General features: G+C 41.2%; 12 protein-coding genes. 9 read left to right on the top strand and 3 right to left on the bottom strand.

Annotated elements, in window-relative coordinates; all coding sequences use genetic code 11:
• The first annotated feature begins 37 nt into the window (after positions 1–37).
• From K0S23_RS03430 to K0S23_RS03420, 3 genes are read left to right on the top strand one after another with little or no spacing between them, the layout of a single operon-like run.
• Entirely contained in the window at positions 38–382 is a 345-nt protein-coding gene (locus tag K0S23_RS03430) for a hypothetical protein (RefSeq protein ID WP_300354284.1), read from the top strand.
• A 41-nt stretch (positions 383–423) separates the two neighbouring features.
• Entirely contained in the window at positions 424–2748 is a 2325-nt protein-coding gene (locus K0S23_RS03425; protein WP_300354281.1) for a TonB-dependent receptor, read from the top strand.
• 24 nt (positions 2749–2772) lie between these two features.
• Positions 2773–3330, top strand: a complete 558-nt coding sequence (locus tag K0S23_RS03420) for a hypothetical protein (RefSeq protein WP_300354278.1) — start codon at positions 2773–2775, stop codon at positions 3328–3330.
• A gap of 58 nt (positions 3331–3388) precedes the next feature.
• Here the strand turns inward: K0S23_RS03420 and K0S23_RS03415 are convergent, their stop codons facing one another.
• The 3 genes from K0S23_RS03415 to K0S23_RS03405 form a co-directional block, all read right to left on the bottom strand.
• On the bottom strand, positions 3389–4837 hold the full coding sequence (locus K0S23_RS03415; protein WP_300354275.1) for a glyceraldehyde-3-phosphate dehydrogenase: 1449 nt from the start codon (positions 4835–4837) through the stop codon (positions 3389–3391).
• A 149-nt stretch (positions 4838–4986) separates the two neighbouring features.
• A complete protein-coding gene (locus K0S23_RS03410; protein WP_300354273.1) occupies positions 4987–5853 on the bottom strand; it encodes an RNA polymerase sigma factor RpoD/SigA in 867 nt (288 codons plus the stop codon).
• 255 nt (positions 5854–6108) lie between these two features.
• A complete protein-coding gene (locus K0S23_RS03405; protein ID WP_300354271.1) occupies positions 6109–7575 on the bottom strand; it encodes a trypsin-like peptidase domain-containing protein in 1467 nt (488 codons plus the stop codon).
• A gap of 127 nt (positions 7576–7702) precedes the next feature.
• Here K0S23_RS03405 and dapF point away from each other — a divergent pair, with 127 nt between their 5' ends.
• The 6 genes from dapF to K0S23_RS03375 all read left to right on the top strand — a co-directional run bounded on the left by dapF (position 7703) and on the right by K0S23_RS03375 (position 14292).
• Entirely contained in the window at positions 7703–8488 is a 786-nt protein-coding gene (gene dapF, locus K0S23_RS03400; protein WP_300354269.1) for a diaminopimelate epimerase, read from the top strand.
• The gene (locus K0S23_RS03395; RefSeq protein WP_300354267.1) at positions 8475–8969 is read left to right on the top strand and encodes a hypothetical protein; all 495 of its coding nucleotides are present in this window, start codon (positions 8475–8477) and stop codon (positions 8967–8969) included. Before dapF ends, K0S23_RS03395 begins: the two co-directional genes overlap by 14 nt.
• A 283-nt stretch (positions 8970–9252) precedes the next feature.
• Entirely contained in the window at positions 9253–9792 is a 540-nt protein-coding gene (locus tag K0S23_RS03390; RefSeq protein ID WP_300354265.1) for a GNAT family protein, read from the top strand.
• A complete protein-coding gene (mltG, locus tag K0S23_RS03385; RefSeq protein WP_300354262.1) occupies positions 9762–10823 on the top strand; it encodes an endolytic transglycosylase MltG in 1062 nt (353 codons plus the stop codon). Before K0S23_RS03390 ends, mltG begins: the two co-directional genes overlap by 31 nt.
• A 2-nt stretch (positions 10824–10825) precedes the next feature.
• Entirely contained in the window at positions 10826–11821 is a 996-nt protein-coding gene (locus K0S23_RS03380; protein WP_300354260.1) for a N(4)-(beta-N-acetylglucosaminyl)-L-asparaginase, read from the top strand.
• Positions 11815–14292, top strand: coding sequence for a hypothetical protein (locus K0S23_RS03375; protein ID WP_300354257.1), 2478 nt, complete (start codon positions 11815–11817; stop codon positions 14290–14292). The genes K0S23_RS03380 and K0S23_RS03375 overlap by 7 nt, the downstream gene beginning before the upstream one ends.
• The last annotated feature ends 37 nt before the right edge of the window (positions 14293–14329 follow it).

The raw sequence follows: 14329 nt of genomic DNA, 5'->3' as shown, positions 1-14329 counted from the left end.
TATTGCAATTTGATTGCATTTAGTTTACTTTTGTTCCATGAGTAAATCATTGGTGCGGATTCTTTCTTCCCTCTTACTGGTTGGTTTTCTGGGCTTCCTGGTTCCGATAAACAACTGGCATGCGCTTGCTCATAACCATACGGCAAAACATACAAGCGACCCTTCAGATGGATTAACCTTTAAGCAGGGATTCGAAAAATGTGCGCTTTGCGATCTTCAGATTCCACTGCTTTTTAATCATGCACCAAGTGCAATAACGAGTTGGGAAGTTTCATTTGATTTTCTTTTTACAGATTATAGTTGTTCTGAGTTACCGGTAAAAGACACTCCTTTATCGCTTCGCGGACCACCCTTGATGTTTGGATCTAAAATCAGTATCTGATGCTGATGACTTTCGAGTTTAGTTAACATCATTCACATTTCATGAAAGTTTATTTACTAGGAGTATTCATTTGCTGCTCCGTACTGTCATATTCACAAAATTGTGATTATTCAGTTCGTGGTGAAGTAAGAGATATTCATACAAATGAATTGATTCCTTTTGCACGGGTTTCGATTCAAACAAATACCATCCAAACGGATTCAAACGGAGTTTTCCTGTTTTCCGGGTTGTGCGCCGGGCGTTTTACATTGCGCTGTGTTCCTCATTTTGGTTGTGAACCAATGGATTTGGAGATCACAGTGCCAAATGCAGGATTAATTGTCTTTAAAGTAGAAACACACCAGGTTGAACTGGATGAATTGTTGATAGAGGCTTATCATTTTCCGAGAGAATCCCAGGAATCAATGACCCTGAAGACAAATGACATCAGTAAGATAAAGGGAAATACCCTGGGGGAACAGCTGATTCGTTTTCCGGGTGTGAGTAGTTTAAGTACAGGATCATCCATTGTGAAGCCGGTAATAAACGGAATGCACAGTAACCGGCTGGTAATCGTAAATAATGGCATCCGCCAGGAGGGACAACAATGGGGTAGTGAACACGCGCCGGAGATCGATCCGAATTTAGCGGGGAATTTAACAGTTATCCAGGGAGCATCCGGTTTGCAGTACGGAACAGACGCAATTGGTGGAGTGATCTTAGTTTCTCCTGACGAACTTCGCTATCATAAAAATACTGCCGGTTGGGTCAAGCTGAATGGAAACAGTAATGGACGCGGTGGCGGAGTCTCAGGCTTGATTGCAGGATCATTTATGAAATCAGGGAAGTGGGCATACCGGGTTCACGGAACAGGAAGGATCAACGGAACACAAAAAGCTCCGAACTATTGGATCAGGAATACGGCTTCCAATGAATACAGTTACAGTGCTGCTCTTGGTTATAAGGGGGAGAAACTTGAAATAGATTTGTTCTATACGAAGTATTCTACCAACCTGGGAATATTCACAGGTTCGCACATTGGTAATTTATCTGATTTGAATGTGGCATTTACATCTTCAACACCAAAGGATACGGGATCTTTTACTTACAACTTGGAAAATCCGAAGCAATTGGTTCAGCATGATCTGAGTAAAGTTCACCTGGTTTACAACTGGAATAAAAAGATCAGTACAAGTCTCGTTTACGGGTATCAGTTTAACCTGAGACAGGAATACGATTTACACAAAGCATACAATGACAGTATAGCAGCTCTGAATTTACCTGCCTTTGAATTAAACCTTTGGACCAACTCGCTGGACATAAAAACCCAAATCAAACATTCCGACCGATTCAAAAGTGTATTCGGTGTTTCTGGTTTGGAGCAAAGCAATGCGTATTCAGGAAGGTTCTTCATTCCAAACTTTAAAAAACTACAGGCAGGAGCTTATTATTTAGGAGTTTACGAGAATGAAAAGTGGCTGTTTGACTTCGGGCTGCGTTATGATTATTCCAAATTACAGGTATTTATTTATGAGGAAGATGTATTGACAAAGCCGGTAAAGCAGTTTCAAAATCCCAGTGCTTCAGCCGGTATTTCGAGACTTTTGGGGCATCATTGGATTGTGCGAATGAACCTGGGGACAGCCTGGAGACCTCCTTCCATTAATGAATTGTACAGCAATGGATTGCATCATGGAGCAGCCTCAATCGAAATCGGTGATGCACAGCTAAAGAAAGAGATCGTTTACAACTCGCAGCTGGGTGTTCAGTACAAGTCGCATATTGCAAAAGTGGATGTCTCCGTTTTTTACAATTATTTCGATGGTTACATCAACCTGCAGCCTTCACTTCCTCCCATGCTGACAATCATCGGTGCATTTCCGGTCTTTCGCTATGTACAGTCTAATACGCAGATATACGGTTTGAATGGAAGTATAGAGGTTCCGATTGGAAAACATGTTTCGTACCAGTTTCAGGGAAACTTGTTATTGGGAACAGATTTAAGAAACAATCAGTTTTTATACGGAATGCCATCCAACCGAATTACCCAGCGTTTGCGCTTTTCAACATTGGGAACCGGCAATAAACTGAATTGTTTCGTGGAAGTTGAATTAATGGACGTATTTAAACAAAAGAGGTATGTGGATAATTCAGATTATGCAAGTCCTCCGAAAGGATATGACTTGCTGAGTGCACAAGCCGGAATTATTAAAAAAATGAACAGCGGAGAAAATTTGCAGGTAGTTCTTGCATGCTCCAATCTCACAAATTTAAGTTACCGGGATTACATGAACCGATTCAGGTATTTTACTGATGAATCAGGAAGGAACTGGACAATTAAAGTGTTGGTTCCATTTTCAATTATTAAAAAACAGTCCAGACTATAATGTCAGGATCTAAACTTAAAAAAAATGAAAAAGTTAGTGATGATTTTAAGCGTAGTGTGTATTGCACTGACAGCTTGTAAAAAAGAAAAGAAAAAGGAAGTAACAAATCCGACGAATCCGAATGAGGAAGAGCTGATTACAACTTTTAAAATTGTTTTTACCGATGCAAATGGGGTTCTGCCTAATGTGGAGGCACAATTTGTAGACATAGATGGTCCGGGAGGAAATAATCCTACGGCGTTTGATACCATTCGCCTGGTTGCAAATGCAACTTACAATGCATCGATTACCTTATTAAATGAAAGTTTAATTCCGGCTGAAGATATTACCGTGGAGGTAGAGGAAGAAGGGGTGGATCACTTATTTTGTTTTGATTTGACCAATGGCTTGAATGCAGTTATTACACGCACTGATCTGGATGCAAACAATTTACCTATTGGAATTACAAGTCAATGGGTTCTTGGAGCTGCTTCTACGGGAACTGCCACTATTCGATTGAGACATCAGCCGGGAATTAAAACGGGGCAATGTGATGTAGGAGAAACGGATATTGAATTGGATTTCCATACGGAGATCCAGTGATCGTTAAAAATAGTAGGGACGTAATGAATCACGTCCCTACATTATTTTTGGTTAACGACTAATAATAAATCAAACGCTGAACCTTTGTAATGTGTTTCGCCAGGCGAATTACCTGTTTTGTATATCCGAACTCGTTATCATACCAGGTATATAGAACTACGTTCTTACCGTCCAAAGACACGATCGTTGCATGCGAGTCATAAACTGAACAGCATGTATTTCCGATAATATCACTTGACACCAATTCAGGATCGTAAGAGTAAAAGATCTGGTTTACAAGATCTCCTTCCAAAGAAGCAGTTCTTACCACATTGTTCACATCTTCGATTGTTGTTCCTTTTTTCAATTCCAAAGAAAGAATTGCCAATGAACCGTTTGGAGTAGGTACACGCACCGCATTCGCAGTTAATTTATCCTTCAGATCCGGGATAACTTTCGTTACGGCAGCTCCGGCTCCTGTTGATGTGATTACCATATTGATAGCAGCAGAACGTCCTCTACGGGAAGATTTATGCATGTTATCCAACAAGTTTTGGTCATTGGTATATGCGTGAACCGTTTCGATATGGCCTTTAACAATTCCGAAAGCGTCATTTACCACCTTCAAAATAGGGGAGATTGCATTAGTTGTACAAGAAGCAGCAGAATAAATCGTTTCACTCTCCACATCCAATGTTCCCTGGTTAATACCGTAAACTACGTTTGGAATTTCTTTCCCCGGAGCAGTTAAAAGAACTTTAGAAACACCTTTTGCTGCCAAATGTTTGGATAAAGCCTCCCGGTTTGTGTAAACACCGGTATTATCGATAACCAATGCGTTGTCAATTCCATATTTCGTATAATCAACATCTTCAGGATTTGAAGCGTCGATCATATGAACGATTTGTCCGTTGATGATCAAGGTTTTGTTTTCCAAATCTTCTACCACACTTCCTCTGAAAGCACCGTGAACAGAATCAGAACGCAATAATGCAGCACGTTTAACGATATCTTTATCGCTGGCACCACGTGTTACGATAGCACGCAAGCGCAATTGCTGACCTTTACCTGCCTGTTTGATCAACTCGCGGGCAGCTAAACGTCCGATACGTCCAAAACCATATAAGACTACGTCTCTTGGCTCAACGGATCCGGAAGCACTTGAGAATTTACCCAATTTAGCAGAAAGGAAAGATGCTTTGGTATCGAATGCACTTCCTTCAGCAATCCACTCACTGGATAATTTACCGATGTCAATTTTGGCAGGAGCCAAATCCATTTTCAACAATTCTTCCGCCAAAGCAGCTGTTGTTTCAATGTCAATAGGTTTTTTTACTACATTCTTTGCATACTCGTGCAAGTTTAGAATCTCTGAAATAGTAATGTCTGTAAGGTGATTACGGAACAAAACCAATTCGACTCCCTTGTCGTAAAGCAATTCACCTACGTGACTTGACAATTTTACAGCAGCGCGTTCTTTTTGAACGTGCATGTTTAACTCTTTTTCATAGCCCAATGCAGCTTCCATCTAAAGTGTATATTTATTTAATTTATGTTCAATCCACTGCCGTGGATCATTTATCGATCAGCCGTGGCTGACTTCTTGTTTAATTTTCAATGATTTAGCATGTGTATAAAGCAAAAAAGGCCGCCCGCGTTAGCAGACAGCCTTTTTTCTTATCCTAAATATGCTTTCAATAACTTATTTCGAGAAGTGTGTCGAAGGCGTCGTATTGCCTTCTCCTTAATTTGTCGAACACGTTCACGTGTCAGGTTAAATTTGGCACCGATCTCTTCCAGGGTTAAACCGTGATTCATTCCGATTCCGAAGAATAGACGAATGATCTCACGTTCTTTATCTGTTAAAGTGCTCAATGAACGCTCGATCTCTCTTTGAAGAGATTCCGCCATCAATGCGTGGTCTGCTTTTGGTGAATCCAAGTTTGCCATAACATCCATCAATGTACCACCGTCTTCAGAAGAAGAAAGAGGAGCATCCATAGATACGTGACGACCGGAAACATTTAAGCTTTCTTTAATTTTATCTTCCGGAACTTCCAAAGCCTCTGCTAATTCTTCTGCTGAAGGAGGTCTTTCGAATTCTTGTTCCAGTCTTGAAAATGCCTTATTGATTTTATTTAAAGAACCAACCTGGTTTAATGGTAAACGTACAATACGTGCTTGTTCAGCTAAAGCCTGTAAGATTGATTGACGAATCCACCATACGGCATAGGAGATGAATTTAAATCCACGCGTCTCATCAAATTTCTGTGCAGCCTTGATCAAACCTAAATTCCCTTCGTTAATAAGATCGGGTAATGTTAATCCTTGATTTTGATACTGTTTTGCTACAGACACGACGAAACGTAAATTTGCACGAGTTAATTTCTCTAATGCTCTTTGATCGCCTTGTTTGATTTTACGCGCCAATTCTACTTCTTCTTCGGCGGTGATTAGCTCTTCTTTACCAATGTCTTGAAGATACTTGTCTAATGACTGGCTCTCGCGATTGGTAATCGATTTTGTAATCTTAAGTTGTCTCATGTAATGAACTCCGTTGTTTTAATAGATTAATGAAAATCTGGGTGCAAAGTTACGACGAAATGGGAGTGATTTCCAAATAAAAAAGGCAGATTTTTGGGAGATTCTCACCTCTCAAAAACCATGCCTTAACATTTTTCATTTAAACCATCCCGAATTCATTGACTTTCCTTTCGGAAGTTCAATTGATTCAAAGAGTTAAAAAAGTTAAAAGGGATTTCATTTTGAACCTTTTTGAACACTTTGGATTGTTTTCAGCTATAAACCGAAGCCAACATATTCTTTTTTGCCGCTCTCTGAGACAATTTCGAGGAGTATTCCTCCTTTGGTACTGTTAAGCACCCGGGTAAGCTGTTCAACCGATTCAATCTGAGTCTGGTTGATTTTTGTGATGATATCTCCTTCGGTAAGTCCGCTTGATTTCAGTTTCCCGGGCTCCAGGGCTTTGACTTTTACCCCGTAGCTTAAATTCAATTCCTTTTTCTCTTTGGCAGTTAACTCAGTAAAGGTTGCTCCAAGTGCTGTTGTCTTGCTCATTTCTTCCTTTGATTTCAAAGCGGTTTCGCCATCAACAGATCTCAAAAGGATTTCTTTGATCACTTCAGTTCCGTCTTCTGTGCGCAACGTAAGGTTCACTTTGTCGCCAGGTCTGCGTTTACCGATCTCTTCCTGCAAGGAAGCAACCGAATTCACCTCTCTGGATCCGACTTTCAGGATTACCCAGTTTTTCTTCACACCAGCTTTATCAGCTCCACCATCTTCAGTAACTGCAGAAATAAATACTCCTCTTGTGGAAGGCAAACTGTTCTTCACTTTGATTTCCTGATTGATGTCTGCGATCTGAACACCCAAATAAGCTCTTTGGACAATTCCGAAGTCGATAATGTCACGCATCACTTTGTTAACCAAATTCACCGGTACGGCAAAGCTATAACCGGAATAAGAACCAGTTTGAGAAGCTATTGCAGTGTTGATCCCGATTAATTCGCCTTTTGTGTTAACCAAAGCACCACCGGAGTTCCCGGGGTTTACTGCTGCATCTGTTTGAATGAAGGATTCAATAGGGACGTTTGTGTTGCTTGTTCTGTCGGAAAGTAAGTTGATGTTTCTTGCTTTTGCACTGACGATTCCGGCAGTAACAGTTGAAGTCAGATTGAATGGATTACCAACTGCCAGTACCCATTCCCCGACACGAAGATCGTCACTGTTTCCAATGCTGATCGGTCTTAATCCGGGAGCATCTATTTTCAATACGGCAATATCTGTTGACGGATCCGTTCCGATCACTGTTGCAGTATATTTTGAGTTATCGTTCAAAATCACTTCAATTTCCGAAGCGTCCTGGATCACATGATTATTGGTTACGATATATCCTTCACTGGAAACGATCACTCCGGATCCGGAACCACTTCCGTATTGTTTGAATTCGCGCCCGCCAGTTCCCGGTCCGTAAAAGAATTCATAGAAAGGATCCCGCTGAACCTGAGTCCGAACTACTTTAGTCGTAACATGGACCACCGAGTTAATCGTGTTTTCAGATGCTTCAACAAACGAAGCGCCTTCAACGGGCATTCCATTGTAAGATACAGTCTTTGCCAAACGATTACCATCAATTACCTGTTCAGAAAGAGGAGTATCATAGTTGTTAGATAAAAAGAAACCGAAGGCAAATGGAATCATCCCGCCTGCAATTCCTAGTCCTAGGTATTTCAATGAGTTGTTCATGATATTAAATTAGTTTATGCTAAATTTCTACGCAATTATAACAGTATTCAGGTGATGATTGTTACTTTTGTGCTGTTAAAGATTGTTAAGCCTTTTTTGCTTGTAACTCAATCATAGCAAAGGATATATGGATTTACATTTTGTAAAATATCAGGGAACGGGGAATGATTTTATACTGATTGATAATCGTTCGGGTGAATGGGATAATCTGTCGGTTTCTACCATTCGGCAGTTGTGTGATCGCAGGTTCGGGATCGGTGCGGATGGTCTGATAAAAATCAATTCACTTCCGTCTTACGACTTTGAAGTGGATTATTACAATTCGGACGGATCCAAAAGCTTTTGCGGGAATGGCGCCCGTTGTTCGGTTGCTTTTGCTCATGAATTGGGTATTACAGCAGATTCTGTTTCGTTTATGGCAATTGACGGAGCTCATACGGCAGAGAAAAAAGAGGGCTTGGTATTTTTAAAAATGAATGATGTAGCGGAAATCGATAGTTCTCAGCAGGAATTTGTGTTGAATACAGGTTCTCCTCATTTTATTCATTTCACGGAAAACGTGGCTGATTTCGATATTGTGGCTTATGGCAAGCAGATTCGTTATTCGGAGCGGTACAAAGAAGAAGGTATCAACGTCAATGCCATTCACCAACTTGATGATCATTCGTTTGAGATCAAAACTTACGAACGTGGTGTAGAAGATGAAACGCTGAGTTGCGGGACCGGTGTTACCGCTGCAGCCCTGGCTTTGGGAGAGAAAAATCGGGTAGAAGGTCAGGTTGAATACCAGGTAAAATCTCAGGGCGGTAATCTTTCGGTAAAGTTTAAAAGAGAAAATTCGCGATTCACGGATATTTGGCTGATTGGCCCTGCAGTAGCTGTATTTAAAGGGAGAGTGGATGTCCAAATTTGACTTTCAATCAATCAGCCGGGAACTTCCGGAACAAGTGCTTCAAAAAACGTTTATCTGGATCTGGAATGCAGATAAGATTCCTCCGCATATCGGAATTTCATCAGGCAAAGACTATTACAGTCTTACATACCGTAAATCAGAACACTTGTTAAGTGCTTCTATGCTGAGGAAAGCAAAAAGAGCCGCAATTCCACTTGTTTTGGTGGAGATCCCACAAACAATGATTTGTTTGGAACCGGAAACTGTATTTTCAAAGTATGACCGGGCAAACGGAGAACTCACCTGTCTGAAACCCATCAGTGAGGTTATGCAATTGGCCGGTTGGATAAATCAACTGGCAGATCTGTTGATTTACCTGGAATCAGAAGGATTGATGCTCAGTGTAAGCGGTTTGAATTTACCGGAAGGATACCGGGGGATAGCAGCTTATTCGATGGAAGATATTTTGGGACGGATCAGGTCTTTGAATGGGGAAGCTTGATCAATTGCGAAGCAGTTAAATGTACATCCTTATTGTTAAATAACTATACAAACGTAACTATATCTATGCTTCATCTATGCTTTAACTATGCTAGATATATGCTTTAACTATACTTGTTTCCAGCTTTGTTATTGCCTGATTTAATTTTTGAGTCGCCTCCCAGTACCCTGTGCTCGTAATTACTCTTAGTAACTTGTTGAAAGAATTCATTTCGCTGCAATTCAATTAAGCAGTTTTTAATTTACATTTGATCGCTTTAAAAGGCCATTAAAATGAGCAAGTCATGAGTTTAACCGGTAAATCCGTTTTCCTGCGTGCTGTTGAAAAGGAGGATGCTACCAAGCTGATGCTTTGGGAAAATAATCCGAAACACTGGAAGATTACAGGTACTGAAGTGCCGTTTTCATTTTCTTCCATTCTTGAATACATTGATCAGGCGCAGCATATCCGCACACATGGTCAGTTGAGAATGATGATCTGCATGGTGGGAAGCGGTGAAGCAATCGGAGCAATTGACCTGTACCAGGTGGATTTTAAGCATCTTCGTGCGGCGGTTGGGATTTTAATTGCCGACGAAGACAATAAGAATCACGGTTTTGCTTTTGAAGCGTTAACGCTCTTGGAAAAATATGCCTCTCAAATATTGGCTTTACATAATCTTCACTGTTCCATTCATAGTGATAATCTGGCAAGTGTCGGTTTATTTGAAAAGGCCGGATTTGTGAGGGTAGGAATAAGAAAAGAATGGTACCTTGAAAAAGGTGTTTGGTTGGATGAAATTTTATATCAAAAATGTCTGGAAAGAAAAGAAACAAAAAATTAGTTGTAGCAGCAGTGGCTGTAATGTTAATCGGTGTCGCACTGGTTTTTGGCTGGACGCCGCTAATGATCTATTTGAAGAAAACTTCAAATAATAAGGAAGCACGTGTAATCATCGATAACCGGCAATCTCTGGACGAAATTGCTGCCGAGCTGGAAAAGGCAGGAGTTATTAAGGATGTGGACGCATTTCTTTCCATGGCAAAGTATAAAGAGGTTACAGTTGAGAAGATTGAACCCGGATTGTATGCTTTTCCGGCAAATACATCTTACCGAACTTTATTGAACTCATTGCAAAGCGGAAACTTTGAAGTGGAAGTGGTGGTGACCTTCAATAATTGTAAAACGATCCACGATTTGGCCGTTAAAGTATCCAAATGTATCGCTGTTGACAGTACTGAACTCGAAGATTACATTACCGCCCCGGAAACATTGAATAAATACGGATTTACAATTGAGCAGATTCCGGCTTTGTTTATGCCAAATTCTTATAGGATGTACTATGATACGGGTAAAGAAGCATTTCTTGATCGGATGGCAAAAGAATTTAAAAACTTTTGGACTCCGGCGCGAATGGCTCAATTGAAGGAAGTGGGGTTGAGTTCTCCTTCCCAAGCTGTTACCCTGGCTTCAATCGTTTACGGAGAACAATCCACCAATGCTTCCGAATGGCCGATCATTGCACGCCTATATCTGAATCGACTGAATACCGGGATGAAGTTACAGTCGGACCCCACGTTTAAGTTTTGCTGGGGAGACCAATTGGAGGGAGTGCAGCGCTTGACGTATGAGCATCGGAATAAAGATTGTCCCTACAATACTTATTTGCATAACGGATTACCTCCGGGACCAATTTCAATGCCGCCGACAGGTGTGGTTGAAGCAGTTTTGAACCCGGATAACAACGATTATTTATACATGTGTGCCCAGCCAAACTACGATGGACTGCATAATTTTGCGAAGGACTACGCCGATCATGCAAAATATGCTGCAGAGTTTCAGAATTGGTTAGGTGCAGAAATTGCCAATCAATAATTATGGAACGCAGGTCTTTTGTAAAGTTAGGTGCTGTCGGATTAGCCGCATCTATTGTGAAACCGGGTTTTGCAGGTGAAAATCTAACAGAGAATTCATTTTCTTCCGAATACAAGGGCGGGGCAAAAATAATTTCGACCTGGAGCCATGGACAGGAAGCTAATCGTGCGGGTTGGAAGCGGCTTGAGTCGGGAGGTACTTCTCTGGAGGCAGTAGAAGAAGGAGCCAGACAAACCGAGAGTGATATAAAGAACAGAAGCGTCGGGATCGGCGGAATGCCGGATCGTGAGGGGCATGTGACTTTAGATGCATGTATTATGGATTGGGAATCGAATTGTGGTTCTGTTGGTTACCTTGAAGGGATTGCGCATCCTATTTCCGTTGCAAAGCATATTATGCAACATACACCGCATGTTATGCTGGTTGGTGCAGGTGCTAAAAAATACGCACTTCAGCACGGTTTTGAAACAATAAAAACTCCGCTTCCCGAAGTGAAAAAGGAATGGGAGAAATGGAAAAAGGAGCAGGCGGCGATTGCCAAGAAACCTGCGATCAATCATGAGAATCACGATACGATCGGTCTCCTGGCAATTGATGAGGCCGGCAGGATCAGTGGTGCCTGTACAACGTCCGGATGGGCATATAAATTACCTGGCCGTTTGGGGGATTCTCCTATCATCGGTGCAGGTTTATTTGTTGACCAGGAAGTAGGCGGAGCAGTTGCAACCGGTTTGGGAGAGTCGATCATTAAAATAGCCGGATCTCATACTGTTGTTGAGTTAATGCGACAGGGAAAAACACCGGAACAAGCATGTAAAGAAACTGTTGAACGATTGATTCGTAAACATAAGGATATGAGTGGGTTACAATGCGCTTTTATAGCGATTAATACCCGTGGAGAAGTTGGCGGTTATTCTGTTTTCAACGGATTTAACTATGCATTGAAAACACAAGACAAGGATGAATTAATTGATACTCCTTTCGATCGAAAATGGTAAAAACCGGTTTGATTATTGGCCTGATCTTTTTTGCAAGTCACGCAGTGGCGCAGATGAATTTATCCTGGAAAGTACAGCATCCGGTATCGAAGCATTGGTTTCCGTTCGGTGAAAAAGGATCTGTGCAGGAAGCCCTGATGGAAGCAAAAGTTCTCCCCGATCCATTTGTAGGAATCAATGAGGATAAATTTGCCTGGATTGAAAATCATCAATGGACCCTTGAGTCCGAATTTCTTCTTACCGAAGCAGATCTCAAACAATTTGTGGAACTGGATTTTCCAAGCATTGATACTTATGCCTCCATTTTTTTGAATGGGAAGCTGGTGGCAGAAACAAACAACTCCTTTGTCCACTATCGTTTTGATGTACAGGACAAAGTAGTTCCCGGTAAGAATAAAATAAAGGTAGTTTTCACACCGCCGATAATGTACCAGAAATCCCGCATAGGGAAAGTGGGAGTTACACTGCCTGCTCCCAATGATGTAGGGAAGGTCAAAGTGGCACCTCATTGCCGGAAACCACAGTACCAGTTCGGTTGGGACTGGTCTTTGAGAATGCTCACGATGGGTTTCTGGGAGCCGGTAAAAGTCGAAGTTTATTCGGTAAACAAGGTGCTTGCCAACTATTCCAATACACTTGAAGTAAGCGATGAACAGGCTACTTCCGAATTTACACTTGTTTTAGCAAAAGAGAGTTCGGAGTCCTTTATTTGGAAAAGTCAATTATTCGGTGAACAAAAAGTAACGTGCGAGAATAAACAGTTAAAACGCATCGAAATCATTTCAAATCCGAAATTATGGTGGCCAAGAGGACAGGGAGAGGCCTATTTATATGAAGATCACTGGATTTTGCAAAATGAAAAAGGTGATGTCATTTTGGAAAAAAAGGTGCGTTTCGGAGTGAAAAAAGTAGAATTGCTCCAGGAAAAGGATCAATGGGGGACTTCCTTCCAAATCAAAGTAAACAAGCGACCGGTTTTTTGTAAAGGAGCAGATTACATTCCCGATGACATTTTCCCATCCCGTATTACAGATGATAAGCTGAAAGAAGCTGTTCAAACCATGCTGGATTGTAATTTCAATATGGTACGCATTTGGGGTGGAGGTTTTTACCCGAGAGAATCTTTTTTGGAAGCCTGTGACGAAGGCGGATTAATGGTCTGGCAGGATTTTATGTTTGCCTGTGCCATGTATCCGGGAACCGATGAGTTTTTGACAAATGTAAAAACAGAGCTTCAGCAGCAAATCCCGAGACTGGCATCTCATGCTTCACTGACCTTATTCAATGGTAATAATGAAGTTGATGTGGCATGGAAGAACTGGGGATTCCAGACAACTTATAATTTATCGCGGAAAGACGAATTATTGATCAGTTCCTATTATCAAAAACTCTTCCGGGAATTAATCCCTCAAACGCTTAAAACTTATACAAATTTACCTTATGAGCACACTTCGCCTCTTAGTAATTGGGGAAATGATGAATTCTACAATTCAGGAACCCAGCATTATTGGGGAGTCTGGCACGGAACGGATCCAATCGAAGATTTCGGCAGGAAATCGGGGCGATTCAATGCCGAATACGGGTTTCAGTCTTTTCCCGAATTGGCAACATTGTCGATGTTCAGTGTTCTGACTGACTGGAAGTTAGATAGCCAGGTAATGAAACAACGCCAAAAAAGTTATGTCGGGAATACCATGATCGCAAAGCATTCGGATTTGCTTTACGGAAAGACCGCAGATTTTCAGCGTTTTGTTTACTTCTCCCAACTTACTCAGGCGAAAGCAGTAGGAATTGCTGTTGTAGCTCACAGAACGACCTATCCCCGGTGCGCAGGAACATTGTACTGGCAATTTAACGATTGCTGGCCGGCCCCGACCTGGAGCAGTATCGATTATTACGGGAGGTGGAAAGCTTTGCAGTACGAAGTGAAAAACGATTTTAAAGACGTAACAATTGCTGCACGGATCGATACACTCGGAAAAGAAAAATATGTACTTATTTCAGATATTCCTTCCGGATTTTTATGTGAAATAGAAGCAAATCTGTATGATTTTCAGGGAAAACACCTGGAGACCTTCAAATGTCATCAAGCAATTGCATATCCGCATGCGGTAGAATTATTTCCCCAAGAGTTGAAGCAATATAAAGGGAAAGAGTTCGCAGTTCAGTTCAAGTGGAAAGACGAAACCGGAAAAATGTGTGAACGGATTTTTATGCACGAATCCTTCCCTGGAAGGCCCATTGCGGGTGCGGAACCGCTTGTAACGATCGAATTATTAGATCTGAAAACAGGAAAAGGAAGTGTAGTTATCGAAAATGAAATTATATTGCGGGACTTTTGGTTTACCGCCAAAGAAGGAAAAATAAAGACAGACCAAAACTTTATTCACCTGCTTCCCGGTAAACACCGCATAGAATTTACATTTGAAGGAAATTTAACCAAGGATCAGTTTTATTGGTTTTACCATTAATTCAAATAATAAGAAAATTTAACGAGATAAATTTTGT

It is taken from the genome of Fluviicola sp. (assembly GCF_029266855.1).
Classification (GTDB): Bacteria; Bacteroidota; Bacteroidia; order Flavobacteriales_D; family Crocinitomicaceae; genus Fluviicola.
The sequence above is the reverse complement of the archived record's forward strand: the minus strand, read 5'-3'. Positions and strand labels throughout refer to the sequence as shown.